The organism is Steroidobacter flavus (genome assembly GCF_042651805.1).
Taxonomy (GTDB): domain Bacteria; phylum Pseudomonadota; class Gammaproteobacteria; order Steroidobacterales; family Steroidobacteraceae; genus Steroidobacter; species Steroidobacter flavus.
Map to the genome: position 1 here is coordinate 637,949 of NZ_JBHSDU010000003.1, position 12,506 is coordinate 650,454.

General features: G+C 60.3%; 12 protein-coding genes, 1 tRNA gene and 1 pseudogene. 4 read left to right on the forward strand and 10 right to left on the reverse strand.

From position 1 onward, the window contains the following. Positions 1-8: 8 nt before the first annotated feature. On the reverse strand, positions 9-557 hold the full coding sequence (locus ACFPN2_RS08290; RefSeq protein ID WP_380596140.1) for a cupin domain-containing protein: 549 nt from the start codon (positions 555-557) through the stop codon (positions 9-11). Positions 558-715: 158 nt separating this feature from the next. Here ACFPN2_RS08290 and aptA point away from each other — a divergent pair, with 158 nt between their 5' ends. Continuing rightward, a complete protein-coding gene (gene aptA, locus ACFPN2_RS08295; RefSeq protein WP_380596141.1) occupies positions 716-2,038 on the forward strand; it encodes an omega-aminotransferase AptA in 1,323 nt (440 codons plus the stop codon). 278 nt (positions 2,039-2,316) lie between these two features. Continuing rightward, the gene (locus ACFPN2_RS08300) at positions 2,317-5,154 is read left to right on the forward strand and encodes a putative bifunctional diguanylate cyclase/phosphodiesterase (protein WP_380596142.1); all 2,838 of its coding nucleotides are present in this window, start codon (positions 2,317-2,319) and stop codon (positions 5,152-5,154) included. On the opposite strand, the gene ACFPN2_RS08305 is transcribed toward ACFPN2_RS08300, so the two are convergent. The 4 genes from ACFPN2_RS08305 to ACFPN2_RS08320 form a co-directional block, all read right to left on the reverse strand. Next, a complete protein-coding gene (locus ACFPN2_RS08305) occupies positions 5,151-5,900 on the reverse strand; it encodes a TorF family putative porin (RefSeq protein WP_380596143.1) in 750 nt (249 codons plus the stop codon). The genes ACFPN2_RS08300 and ACFPN2_RS08305 overlap by 4 nt on opposite strands. Positions 5,901-6,195: 295 nt before the next feature. Then, a complete protein-coding gene (locus tag ACFPN2_RS08310; protein ID WP_380600081.1) occupies positions 6,196-6,564 on the reverse strand; it encodes a cupin domain-containing protein in 369 nt (122 codons plus the stop codon). A gap of 119 nt (positions 6,565-6,683) precedes the next feature. Next, positions 6,684-7,388 (reverse strand): OmpA family protein, encoded by a 705-nt coding sequence (locus ACFPN2_RS08315; RefSeq protein WP_380596144.1) that lies wholly within the window; start codon positions 7,386-7,388, stop codon positions 6,684-6,686. Between the two features lie 222 nt (positions 7,389-7,610). After that, on the reverse strand, positions 7,611-8,384 hold the full coding sequence (locus tag ACFPN2_RS08320) for an SDR family NAD(P)-dependent oxidoreductase (RefSeq protein WP_380596145.1): 774 nt from the start codon (positions 8,382-8,384) through the stop codon (positions 7,611-7,613). Between the two features lie 262 nt (positions 8,385-8,646). Between ACFPN2_RS08320 and ACFPN2_RS08325 the strand changes: the two genes are divergently transcribed. Further along, positions 8,647-8,723: transfer RNA gene (locus ACFPN2_RS08325), tRNA-Met, on the forward strand. 206 nt (positions 8,724-8,929) lie between these two features. Here ACFPN2_RS08325 and ACFPN2_RS08330 read toward each other — a convergent pair. The 5 genes and pseudogenes from ACFPN2_RS08330 to ACFPN2_RS08350 form a co-directional block, all read right to left on the reverse strand. Further along, positions 8,930-10,036 (reverse strand): annotated as a pseudogene (locus ACFPN2_RS08330) (Arm DNA-binding domain-containing protein); the annotation flags it as partial. Beyond that, a complete protein-coding gene (locus ACFPN2_RS08335; protein WP_380596146.1) occupies positions 10,018-10,257 on the reverse strand; it encodes an excisionase in 240 nt (79 codons plus the stop codon). The pseudogene ACFPN2_RS08330 and the gene ACFPN2_RS08335, both read right to left, overlap by 19 nt. Before the next feature lie 342 nt (positions 10,258-10,599). Next, positions 10,600-11,097 carry an NYN domain-containing protein gene (locus ACFPN2_RS08340; protein ID WP_380596147.1) on the reverse strand — a complete coding sequence of 166 codons (498 nt, stop codon included), beginning with the start codon at positions 11,095-11,097 and terminating at the stop codon, positions 10,600-10,602. Positions 11,098-11,111: 14 nt separating this feature from the next. Beyond that, positions 11,112-11,408, reverse strand: a complete 297-nt coding sequence (locus ACFPN2_RS08345) for a hypothetical protein (RefSeq protein ID WP_380596148.1) — start codon at positions 11,406-11,408, stop codon at positions 11,112-11,114. Between the two features lie 56 nt (positions 11,409-11,464). After that, positions 11,465-11,764: a hypothetical protein gene (locus ACFPN2_RS08350; protein WP_380596149.1), complete on the reverse strand. Its 300-nt coding sequence runs from the start codon at positions 11,762-11,764 to the stop codon at positions 11,465-11,467. Between the two features lie 394 nt (positions 11,765-12,158). On the opposite strand from ACFPN2_RS08350, the gene ACFPN2_RS08355 reads away from it, so the two are divergent. Beyond that, positions 12,159-12,470, forward strand: a complete 312-nt coding sequence (locus ACFPN2_RS08355; RefSeq protein ID WP_380596150.1) for a helix-turn-helix domain-containing protein — start codon at positions 12,159-12,161, stop codon at positions 12,468-12,470. The last annotated feature ends 36 nt before the right edge of the window (positions 12,471-12,506 follow it).

Consider the following 12,506-nt stretch of genomic DNA (forward strand, 5'->3'; position numbering starts at 1 on the left):
AGTAAAAGTTAGAACGTGGGCGGCGTGCTGGCGCTGACGATCTCGCAGGCTTCGTCGCCGACATTGCGGAACCGGTGCGGGACCGCGCTGGTGAAATAGTACGCGTCTCCGGGCCCGAGCACTCTGCTTTGACCCCCTACGGTCAATTCAATATGGCCCGTCAGGATGATGCCGCCCTCCTCGCCCTTGTGACTGAGCATGTCGGCGCCGGTGTCCGCCTTCGGCCGATAGCGCTCGTGCATGATGGTCATGGCGCGATTGGTCCGCTTCGCCGCCACCAGCCGGAGCTGCACCTCGCGGTCGCCGATGTCCGCCAGCTCGTCGCGGGCGTAGAACACTTGGGGAGTTTCCTGCAAATCCAAGGTGAAGAAGTCGGCCAGCGACATCGGCACCCCGTCCAGCACTTTTTTCAGCGAGCTCACCGAGGGGCTGACCCGATTCTGCTCGATCAGCGAAATGGTGCCGTTGGTGACGCCGGCGCGCTTGGCCAGCTCGCGCTGGGACAGTCCGTACATCATCCGGACCGCTTTCAAATGACCGCCCACATCGATGCTCATGGTCCGCCTCGCTCAAGTGAGGCGTTTAGAATAATAGACAACCCTTCCCAGCGACCAGCGTTTTTTAGCGCTATTTCGCAGGAATATTTGAGCCGCGTGTTGATTTTTCTTATCATCGCCACGCATTGTCGATCTTCAATCGGAATCAGGCGGTGATCATGTCCTCGGCCCTCACACGCGATGCTCTCGAAGCTTTCTGGATGCCCTTCACCGCCAACCGGCAATTCAAGAACCAGCCGCGCTTGCTGGCTCGTGCCGAAGGGATGCATTACTGGACACCCGACGGTCGCAAAGTACTGGACGGGTGTGCGGGCCTGTGGTGCGTAAACGCGGGCCACGGTCGCAAAGAGATCACCGCCGCGGTCGCCGAGCAGATGGCGACGCTGGACTACGCACCGGCGTTTCAGATGGGACATCCGGTCGGCTTCGAGCTGGCGAACCGGCTGGTCAAGCTCATGCCCGGCGACCTGGATCATGTGTTCTTCACCAACTCCGGCTCGGAATCGGTGGACACCGCGCTGAAAATCGCGGTCGGCTATCACCGCCTCACCGGCAACGCCTCACGTCAGCGACTGATCGGTCGCGAGAAGGGTTATCACGGCGTCGGCTTCGGCGGTATCTCGGTGGGCGGCCTGGCGGGCAATCGTAAATATTTCGATTCGATGCTGTTGAACACCGACCATCTGCGTCACACGCTCGACCTCGAGCACAACGCCTTCACTCGCGGCTTGCCGGAATGGGGCGCGCACCTGGCCGACGATCTGGAGCGCCTGGTGACGCTGCACGATGCGTCGACTATCGCCGCAGTGATCGTCGAACCGATGGCCGGCTCCGCCGGCGTCATCCTGCCGCCGAAGGGTTACTTGCAGAAGCTGCGCGCGATCTGTGACAAGTACGGCATTCTGTTGATCTTCGACGAAGTCATCACCGGCTTCGGCCGCCTCGGCACGCCGTTCGGCGCGCAGTATTTCGACGTGATGCCCGACATCATCACGACCGCGAAGGGCCTGACGAACGGCGCGATTCCGATGGGCGCCGTGTTCGTGCGCAAGCAGCTCTACGACGCGTTCATGCAGGGCCCGGACGGCATCGAGTTCTTCCACGGCTACACCTATTCCGCTCATCCGGCTGCGTGCGCCGCCGGTCTCGCGACTCAAGAAATTTACGAGCGCGAAGGCTTGCTGACTCGGGGCGCTGAATTGTCGAAAGCGTTCGAAGACGCGGTTCACTCGCTGCGCTCGGCCCCGAATGTCATCGACGTTCGCAATCTCGGCCTGGTCGCCGGCATCGAGCTGCAATCCCGCCCGGGCGCGCCGATCGGCGCACGCGGTTATGAAGCGCTGGTGAAGTGCTTCGAGAAAGGCATTCTGATTCGCACCACCGGCGACACGATCGCACTCTCGCCGCCGCTGATCATCTCGACGGCGCAGATCGATGAGCTGGTGACTCGACTCGGCGAAGTGCTGAAGACCATCGCGTAGTCTTCAGCCTACGAAGGCTTTTCAGAAGGCATGGCCGCCGACCGAGGCGGCCGCCGCGGGATGAGATACATCACTCAGTTTGGAACATGCCTCATGGATAGTCGGCACGCGACTTTGCAGACTCCCCTCTCTGCCAAAGCAATTCCGTTCCGCTTCAAAAAGTTAACGTAGGTTATATGGGTTCGATCCATGATTGGCGCCAGTGGCTTGCCACTGCGCGCGGGAGACTTGCTGCCGCCAGCTTGTTCTCCTCATGGAGTATTTCGACTCGATTGCTGGTGGCATTCGCGAGTGTGGCGGTACTGGCAGCCGCCGCGAACTTCATCGTCGAGCGCAGCACTGAGATCGTCACGCAGTCGACGGCGCCTTCTTCGCCCTTGCCTATCAAAGACATCGTCGCACCTCCCGCGCCGGCGATCGAAGCCGTCGTTCCCGTCGAGACATTGTCCGGCGATGCGCTGATCCGCGCCATCGAGCGCTTCGACGAGTCGGTTTACTCGGCCGTGCAGTCCAATTCAGTCGAAGCGCTGGCGCGCTATCGCCAGCTCGGCAAAGAAGTCGATCGCGCTTCGAGTCAGTTCATGGCGCGGGCCGAAGCACTCGGCGAAACCTCTTACCAATCCGTGCCGGCTGCACTTCAACAACACAAGCGCGACGCGGATCGCTGGATCGAGCTCTCGCAGAATCGCCGCAAGCTGCTGCGTGAATATTCGGAAACGCTCGAACGTATGAATGGCCGAGTGAACACGTCACTCGACGGCGCGTTCAAGATCTTCGGTCGCGTCGTGGCTCGACAGTCGGTGATGCAACTGAATACCAGCCTGAGCGGACTGCGCGACAGTTTCGCCGCGGCCGTGCGGTCCTTCAGCTCGAACCCGGAGATTTTCGATCCCCTCAGCAAGGCCGAAGCTGCCTTCGCGCAATCGCTGCTCGACAACGGCAAGAGCCTGCGCCGCGCCGAGAGCGATGCGTGGTTCACGGCGATGGAGCAGGATTTCGCCAAGCTGACGGAGCTGCGTGTCGGCCTGGTGAAGACGCATCAGGAACTGACGAAGACTAGCAATGGATTCGTTGAGCAGACGGCGAAGCTGGTAGCTCGCATGCCGGATAAAGCGCCGGCGGTGAAGAAGCGTCCCGCCAAGCCCGCGCTGAGCAATGCGCAATCGCCGAGTAAAGAAACAAACGTTTCTCAGCCCGCAACGATGCGGTCGACGCAGCCAGCGGACCGAACTTCGCTCGCCAAGAATTCCCCTTCACCAGCGCACACGTCGACCACGACGGCGGCCGAGGATGCGACTCCGCCACCGGCAACGTCCGACATGACGGCTGCCGCCGAGAATACGCACCGACTCGGGCAGACACTCGACCCGAGTGAGAATGCAGCTCCATCCTCATGGCAGGCCGAGGAACAAGAAGAACAAACCGATCGTTCCCTCGTCGCCTGGATCAGCGTCGCTGTACTCGTACTGCTGCTCTGGATCTCCATCGCCACCGTCCGCAGCGTCGTGCTGCCAGTCCGCCGCTTGATCCAGGCTTCCGAAAAGCTCGCCGCCGGCGAACCGTGCGCACGGGTCCCGCGCGGCGGTATCAAGGAACTCGACTCACTCGCGGTCGCCTTCAACAACATGGCCGAGCGTCTCAGTCAGGCGCAGGCCGCCGCGCTCGACGCGCATCATCAGCTCGAAGAGAAAGTCGCCGAGCGCACCCAACAGCTGCAGGAACTGGCGGAAGTCGATCCGCTGACCGGCCTGCCGAATCGCCGACACCTGTTCCAGCTGCTCAATGCCAGCCTGGAGCGCGCGGCAAAATCCAATCGACGCGTCGGCGTGCTATTCCTCGACGTGGACAACTTCAAGAACATCAACGACAGCATCGGTCACTCATTCGGCGATCGCGTATTACGCGGAATCGCGCAACGCTTGCAGACCGCCGCGCAGCCGCTGGGCTTCGCAGCGCGCCTCGGTGGCGATGAATTCACCGTCATCTGCGAAGACGTCGGCGATCTCGAGCAAATCCGCGCCGCGAGCGAACAAATCATTCGCGCGTTTCAAACACCGATCGATGTCGACGGCCGGGAATTGATCATCGGCGTGAGCGTCGGCGCCAGCATCTATCCGGATCACGAGCAAAACGCCGAAGCCTTGCTGATCGCCGCCGACACGGCTCTGTTCCACACGAAATCCCTGGGCCGCGGCCGCGCGAGCATGTTCACGCCGGAACTGCTGGCCGGCGCCTCTAACAAATTCCGTATCGAGCAGGACCTGCGCCGCGCGATCGAGCGCAACGAGTTCGAGTTGTTCTTCCAGCCCGAAGTCGGCATCGAAGATCTGCAGACTCAACTGGTAGAAGCGCTGATCCGCTGGCGCACGCCGGATGGTCGATACATTCCGCCGGGCGACTTCCTGAGCGTCGCCGAAGAATCCGGTCTCATCATGGAGATCAGCGATTGGGTGTTACGTACCGCGATTCGCGCCGCCGCCGAGTGGCATCACGGGCCATGGCCCCAGGCCCGAGTCGCGATCAATGTTTCGCCCCGACAGCTGCTGGACTATCGATTCGTCGACCGCGTGCGCGAGCTGCTCACTGAATTCGATGTGCCTTCTCATTGCATCGAGATCGAGCTGACCGAGTCGGTGCTGCAGACCGGGCCCGCCACGGTCGAACAGCTACGTCGCTTGCGCGCACTCGGCATCGCCATCGCGCTCGATGACTTCGGCACCGGTTATTCGTCGCTGTCCTCGCTGGAACAATTGCCGCTGACTCGCGTCAAGCTCGACCGCAGCCTGATCGAAAGCATCGACACCAACGCGCGCTCGCGCTCGATCGTCCGCGCGATGATCGACATGTGCAACGGCCTTGGCCTGCAAGTGACCGCCGAAGGCCTGGAGCGCGCCGAGCAGTTCGAGCGCTTCCTCGGCTGCAAGAATCTTTCGTTGCAGGGATATTTGTTATCGCGCCCGGTCGCGATGGACCAGGTATTCACGGCGATGGCCGGCGCGGCACAGCGGGCACAGGAGCTGGTGCTGCTCTCGAATCCCCATGAAGAAAAAGCCCCGCACCTTTCGATGCGGGGCCCTTCTTCATTCAAACAACCGTCAGCGACCGCTGCCGGTTAGTTGTTGCTCCAAGGGAAGGTCGTAGCGACCGTGAAGATCACGCGACCTTCGTTGTTGAACTCGTCGCTCTTGTACACGATATCGCCGTCGGTATCGACGTACTTCAAAGCGAGATTGAACTTGCCCACCGTATAACCGACGCCGACGGAGTAGTCGATCTGGTCGTCGCCGAACGCGTTATCCCAGTAGTCGCCCGTGCTATAGCCCGCATGCAGCAGGATCGAGAAATCCTTCGGCAATGGAAAGGTGGCATTGCCTTCGAGGTACCACGCCGAGACCTTGTCCGTGCCAGACGCGTTGCGCGCCGTATCTTTGGCATAGTCGCCGCCGAAGGCGTCTGAATACCAAAGCTTGCCCTTGAACCACTCGTAGCTGACGCTACCGTAGATTTCGAAGTAGTTCAGGTCCGAGGCGCTGGGATAGGTGTAGTAGACCAAGCCGGCATCCCAGCCCAAGCCACCTTCACTGGTTCCAGTGAATCCCGTGTACACGTCAACTTCAACATCCGCATCCGCGACGATGTCGTCGGCCTTGCCGAAATCGATATTGCTACCCCAGGCGCCAACGTACCAACCGTTCGCAGCGGCGAAGTCGATGCTGCCCTGAATGGCAGGATCCTTGGCTGATTGGCTGTTGCCGCGGAAGTCGTAGTCGTTGGTCAAGGTCCAGGTCGACGTAACACCGGCATTGGCCACCGTTGCCGCCCCCAGCAATCCAACTGCAGCCAGAATCCTAAAATTTCGCATGGGTCTCCCCTTTGTGGTGAGAAAGAAACACGCCAAGCTCGGCATGTGGTTGAAGTTTACTTTAATTGGCCAGATTCCCGTTAATCTGCGGCAAAAAAGCCACAGGCGCGTCGCCTAGTCATAATGCAGCAAGCATGCCAGGGCCTTCAGACCCGATCGGAAGCGGCCGCAACTGGCCCACCAGCCAGCAACGGCGCGGGCCTGTATACCAGGGGCGTTGAACCGGACGATGACACCCAGTGCTCACAGATGGGGCATCTCGCCCCAGTTTGGAGCATCCCTGCCCGACTTTGCACTACGCCGGCTCGTGGATCACATAGAGCTTGGCGGTGGGCTCGAGCACTTCCCAAACACCGCTGAAACCCGCGGGAATGACAAAGGAAGCACCGGCGGAGAAGGTCCAGCCGCGACCCGACTCGTGCTCGATGCGCACGCGACCGCGCGTGATGTAGCAGAACTCGTTCTCGGAATAACGCACGCGCCATTTGCCCGGCGTGCTCTCCCAGACACCGGCAAAAAAGCGTCCGGTGCTATCGCTGAAATAATTGCGCGTGACCTGCTCTGGATTGCCGGCGAGCAGACGATCCGCGGGCGGCTTGGACTGGGTGGTCTCGGGAGCCGTGGCGCCGAAGTCCACGATCAACGAACTGGCGATTTCGGACATCACGATACTCGCTAGGCACATTCTGAGGACCCGCACTGTAGAAGGTGAGAGAGGTCATGGCTACTGCATAAGCCGTTAAGAAAGCGGCCGGCAGGTGCCGGCCGCTTCGGCGGACGAGCTCACTCGCTACGCGCCACCGCAGTGGTGGCTGTGGGCCGGATGGACAGACTCACCCGACGCTCCCAGGCATATGCCTCCAGATCTCCCTTCGGCGCCGTGGTCAGATCCGAGCCATGAGCCGACAACTGAATCTGCTCCGGCGCGGCACCACCCCGAATCAACGCCTCCCTCACCGCATTCGCGCGCTCCAACGACAGTTCGAGATTCTTCTCGGACTTGCCGCGCGGATCAGCGAAGCCATGCAGCTGCACTTCCAGCTGGCCATGAAGCGCCAGCAACTTGCCGAGGTCCTCCAACTTGCTCACCACATCAGCATCCATCTTCGCGTCGTTCGTACGGAACAACACATCCGCATGCAGACGCTCGGCGAGCGCATCGAGCATTTCGTCACCGCCGGTACGCTCGCTGGCCTTCGCCAGCGCGATGCGCGTATCGATCAGCTCCTGCTCGAGCTTCTGAGACTGCTCTTCCATCTGTTTGGCGTGCAGCTGCGCACGATTCGTCGTGCCGACGCTGTCGCCGAGAATGCCGCCGACCATGAAGCCCACTGCCGCGCCGATCGGGCCACCGACGATGGCACCCGCCGCCGCGCCGCTGAACATGCCGACGCCTTCTTCTTTCGTGAGTTTGTTCTTTTCACCCGCGTGAGCCGCACCCGCACTCATCGCCAGGGCCACCGCAGTAACCAACACTTTCTTGAACATCTGTCGCACTCCTCGTCGAACCCCCGTCGTTGCTCCCCTCTTGGGAGGCGGGTGACGTTTGCCCGTGAGTGCTATTCAAATCCCGGATGCGGACCCAATCCGATGTGCGCTATGGCGAGGTGAGGAAGGAGTGTGGCGAATTGTGGCGGGCGCGATGCCCGCCTTTTCGCTCGATTTCTGGTTAGAAACATATTCGTCCTCCCCAAGGGAGGACGAAATAATCTACAGGTTACTGCTGAGATGGCCGCCATCGACCACGATCGTCGCGCCATTCATGTAGCTCGACGCATCCGACGCCAGCAACAACAGCGGCCCCTCCAACTCTTCGAGCTCGCCGAGCCGCCGCGACGGCATGCGCTTGATCATCGCCGCACCTCCGTCCGTATCGAAGAACTCTTTGTTGATGTCGGTCGCGAAATATCCCGGCGCGATCCCGTTCACGCGAATCTTGAAGCGCGCCAGCTCCAGCGCCATCGATCGCGTGAGCTGCGTGAGACCCGCCTTCGATGCGGCATACGGCGCGATCTGCCCCGCCTGCCTGAAACTCAAAATCGATTCGATGTTGATGATGCTGCCGCCCTTGCCGTCCGCTTTCATGCGGCGCGCGACTTCGGTGGCAACCAGGAACGCGCCCCGCAAATTCACATTCACCACAGCATCGAAATCTTCCGCGGTCTGTTCGAGCAACGGCTTGCCGATCGACACCCCGGAGTTGTTCACGAGCACGTCGATGCGGCCGAGCGACTGCTCGATCGCCTGCACCGCCTGTCGTATCGATGCGCTATCGGACACATCGAGCTTGGCCGTCGCCGCCGTTCCGCCCACCTTCCGAATCTCCGCCGCGATCGACTCCAGCGCATCCACGCGCCGGGCCGCCAACCCCACCTTCGCCCCTTCACTCGCAAGCACCCGCGCAAAATGAGCGCCGAAGCCGCTCGACGCGCCGGTGATCAAGACAACTTTGCCCTGCACGGAAAACCGCTGGCTGCTGGTCATGGCATCTCCCCTTTGGATCGCCGAGGACTGTAGCAAACCACGCTTGCGGAAAATCGATCTGAAGTGACTCGGTCATGGCACTGGCGACCGACCGCCGGCGAGCCGATTCGCCGCCGGTTATCAGGCAAAGCCGGCATTTTCGCCCCACAAACCGCAATTCCGGAGCGCTCGTCTTGACACCCCGGACGCCCCCCTGGAGAATCGCCGCCCCCGCTTCTCGGGAACCGCCTTCCGCGCGGCGCCCACTGTCGGAAAACGGCTTGGAAAGGTAGCTCAGCCGGTTAGAGCACGGCACTCATAATGCCGGGGTCGAGGGTTCGAGTCCCTCCCTTTCCACCATATAATTCCGTTCTCATACAACGAGTTATCCTAGTCAGGCGGGGACCTACTGCCAAACTACTGCCAAATTCTGGGGACTCGCGGGGACGCGTGGGGTCACGAAGAACGGAAGTGAGAGTTCTTCGCGGGCTCGCTTCCATTGCTCGTCGAATAGCGTCGAGATCCGCCTGCTCTGAGCCCTCAATCCAGGTGCCATAGACCTCCAGCATCGTCTGCACGCTGTGGCCATTTTGTTTTGCGACCCAGAGCAGATTCTTTCCGAGCATGAGATTCCAGCTCACGAATGAGTGGCGCGCGTTGTAGGGCTCGCGATAGCGCGCCTTGAGTGTCATGAGCAGCGTCCAACGCCAGCGGTCGTAGGGATGATTCAGATCCAAGATCGGCGTGCCATCCTCACGGAAGAAGATATGGTCATGCGTGATCTTGCCCGCCAGCTTGAGCCGCGCCCTGAGCGCGAACTGACGCCTTAGGATCTCCAGCGCACGCGGACACAACTCGATGAGGCGGTCCTCACCGGTCTTCGTCCTGTCCTTGTCGCGCTTCATCACACGCGCCTTGCTCACCTTGAGCTTTCCCTGACTCAGATCGCAGTCATCGATCAGCAAGGCGATCTGTTCAGAGGGACGCAATCCCGTGAAGAACCGGAACTCGTCATAGTTACCTTGCGCTTCACCCCAATCGAGATGGATAGCCGCGATGAGCGCCTCAGCTTCATGAATAGAGAATGGATCGGGCGGCGGACGATCCTTCTTCGTCAATCGGAAGCACTTCAGCGAAGAAGCTGGGTTGTGCTTCTCGGGACTGTCCCGATACCCATACTCGAACGCGCAGCGAATCACACTGACCATGTTGTTGTAAGTTTTCTTCCCGATACCCTTCTTCCCGTCAGCAATCTTCGCCAGCCGAGAATATTTCACGTCCTCGAAGATCTCTTCCCCGATTTCCGGGCGCCAAGTCGATTTGAGGATCTTTCTATAGCTCTCGAAAGCCGCAAATGACAGGTCGCTCTTCGACACGCGGGACTCGCAGTGAGCCATGAAATCATCGAAGACCAAGTTGCAAGTCCGCCGTTGGACGATCTCGTCAGCCTTTCCGAGGAATTTATATTCGGGAAACTCATCAGCGAAGGAGAACTGCCCGCGAGCAATTCGCTGCTTGATCTCCGCCAGCTGCTTCCGCGCGCGACGCAGGTTCGCTTCTGACGGAAGTCTGTCGATGGTTGGACGGTAGCGCTTGCCCTCGTATTCGAAGTCGAATTGGATTCGCTTCGAACCGAGCGCGGTTACGCCACCACTTAACGACTTTCGACCCATCGTTGGTATCCCTGCAGGTCAATCATCACGCGACCATCCGGCGCCCGCCGCCAGACCTTGCCTTCTTGCCAATCGCCCCGCTCGATCTTTCGCTCCATGGCTTTCACGGTGTACCCGGTGAGCGCTTCGGCGAGCGGTAGCAGAACGTACCGTGCCGGCGCGATAAAGATCGAAGCATCGCTCGTCCCAAATGACGCCGGACGCTCAGGCTCAGCGCCCATGACGCACTGTCCTCGTAAGGCGGTCTACATAGCAACGTATTTCTGGGCGTCGTTTCTTCATCCGTTTCGACAAGCGCAGATGGAACGAGACATCCGCCGCAAACGCACGTCCGTTGCGTGAATGCATGCTCAGGGATCGTGCCCACGATGTGGCTCGGATCGCTTAGAGGCGAGTTGTCACGTAGAACATCTTTCATTGGTAGACTTCAATTGTCACGGGGAGAAATTGCGCTTTATTCGGCGAAACTCGGCACTCGTTCAAGTGTCGCGGAATAATCGGCGCATAAACGCATGCGAGCGCGGACGGTTTCGCCGAAAAAGCGGCGAAACCATACGAGGTGGCTACGCTTCGTTGAGGTAGCGGCCGGTATGGATATATATCGAACATGCTTGTATCAACAAGTCCGAAGTCTTTTCGCCGAAGACGATAACCACCTTGCCCTTGGATAGGAGCTTATGAACGAGTGGCGTGAAGTCGCCATCGTTCGTGACCAAGGCAAAGCAATCGATGCGCTCCGTATAGAGCAGATCCATGGCGTCGATCATCATGCACATGTCGACCGCGTCCTTGCCCTTCCGATAGACGAACTGCTGGATCGGCTGAATGGCATGAGGAAGCAGTTTCGGCTGCCAGTTCTTGCGCTTGCTCCAGTCCGCGTACGCGCGCCGAATATTGACGGTGCCTTGCTCCCCGAGATCGCCGAGGATGCCCTCGATGGCGGCGGGATTGGTGTTGTCGCAGTCGATCAACAAGGCAATGTGCATATCGAGCGACCGCCATTCTCGGTACGCCTCGAACCACGCGTCCGGATTCTTCCGCAGGGGCCCTGGAACTCGCATCTTGAGCCTCGCATTCACGGCGGCGGATCGACCGGCGGGAGTGCCGACGCTCGGATGCGACCCAGGCTCTGCATGGTTTTCCCCAGCAGTTGCTCAGGCCGCATGCCGAGGCCTTCGGCAAGCAAGATCAACGTGCCAATCGTGGCGTGCCGGTCAGCGGCGAGGAGAAGCTGGAGATAGGCGCGGCTGATGTGGCCTGATTTAGCGGCATCCCTCCGTCCCACGCCGGACCGACGGATCTCCACTGCCAAGGCTTCCGCGAATGCGCGCTTGACCGCACGCACATAGGGCGTTTCGGCTGACCGGGCCACGGTAGGGCTCCGAGTGCGATGAGGGCGGCCCGACGGCCACCCTTATCGACACATGGTCAACCAGCGGAAACGCCGTTGTCGGAGTCACCGGCGCTGGGCTCGCTCTGCATGGATGCGAGGGCCTCGATGGAGACCTCGCGTTCGTGACTCGCCAGTGCCTCGTAGACTCCCCGCAAGTGCACAGAGTCCAGCCGGTTCGTGGTCTCGTTGATCATCTGCCGAGCCCACTCGATCATGTCGCCGTACAGGAACTGATGCGCGTCGGCGCGCGGATCGTTGTTGATCGCGACCGTCGTGCAGCCGAGGATGGTGAGAGCCTGTTCGAGGCGGGCCCGCTCCGTCTCGATGACGTCCATCAGTGATGAGGACATCGATAGCGGGTCAGAATTTAGATAATTAGCCTCGTCGGTCGTAGAATCGCGCGTAGCCATTGTCGGCCTCCAGTTAGGCTGATCGTGGTTAGGCGCTCGGTGGTGTTAGCGCACCGCCGAGCGCCGCTTCCTGTTCCTTACATACTCAAAACGCTTCGCCCCTTATAGGAATCGCTTCAGTAATTCAAGGATTTCTTGGACGGGCAAACTATAAAGGAATTCTTGGATTTTGGTCAAACCGCGTTTCCGCTCGCGGGACCTCCGCGACCCGACCAACGAAGGCATGGGCGACGCGTCAATCGTGTACTCAAGGAATACTTGATAGACGATTGCCACAGAATCAATAATCTACGATGCCTTCACTCAGAGGTGGGGCACGATGGCGTCAGTAATCGGCAAGCGGATCAAGGAAGCCCGACTGCGCATGAAACTGTCGCAAGGTGAACTCGGCACTCAGGCCGGCATAAGTGCGGACGGAGCTTCGCAGCGACTCAGCCAATACGAGCTAGGAGTTCACGACCCGTCATTCGAACTCGTTGAAAAACTCGCGCAGGTGCTCGGGCTGCCGACGCCCTACTTCTACGCCAAAGAGGACCAGCTTGCCGACTGGATTCTCGCCTTCGCAAAGACAAGCGCCTCGAAGCGCCGCGTGATCGTCGAAGAAGCGGGCGTTCCCTCTCGCAAGTCCTAGTTGATGGACCAAAGCGAAAGCGTGACTGCAGAGCCA

Excerpts from the sequence above, each read along its gene's own strand:
- ACFPN2_RS08305 (WP_380596143.1), bottom strand. The coding sequence starts at position 5,900 with ATGCGAAATTTTAGGATTCTGGCTGCAGTTGGATTGCTGGGGGCGGCA.
- ACFPN2_RS08315 (WP_380596144.1), bottom strand. The coding sequence starts at position 7,388 with ATGTTCAAGAAAGTGTTGGTTACTGCGGTGGCCCTGGCGATGAGTGCG.
- ACFPN2_RS08340 (WP_380596147.1), bottom strand. The coding sequence starts at position 11,097 with ATGCGAGTTCCAGGGCCCCTGCGGAAGAATCCGGACGCGTGGTTCGAG.
- ACFPN2_RS08335 (WP_380596146.1), bottom strand. The coding sequence starts at position 10,257 with ATGGGCGCTGAGCCTGAGCGTCCGGCGTCATTTGGGACGAGCGATGCT.
- aptA (WP_380596141.1), top strand. The coding sequence starts at position 716 with ATGTCCTCGGCCCTCACACGCGATGCTCTCGAAGCTTTCTGGATGCCC.
- ACFPN2_RS08310 (WP_380600081.1), bottom strand. The coding sequence starts at position 6,564 with ATGTCCGAAATCGCCAGTTCGTTGATCGTGGACTTCGGCGCCACGGCT.
- ACFPN2_RS08355 (WP_380596150.1), top strand. The coding sequence starts at position 12,159 with ATGGCGTCAGTAATCGGCAAGCGGATCAAGGAAGCCCGACTGCGCATG.
- ACFPN2_RS08350 (WP_380596149.1), bottom strand. The coding sequence starts at position 11,764 with ATGGACGTCATCGAGACGGAGCGGGCCCGCCTCGAACAGGCTCTCACC.
- ACFPN2_RS08320 (WP_380596145.1), bottom strand. The coding sequence starts at position 8,384 with ATGACCAGCAGCCAGCGGTTTTCCGTGCAGGGCAAAGTTGTCTTGATC.
- ACFPN2_RS08290 (WP_380596140.1), bottom strand. The coding sequence starts at position 557 with ATGAGCATCGATGTGGGCGGTCATTTGAAAGCGGTCCGGATGATGTAC.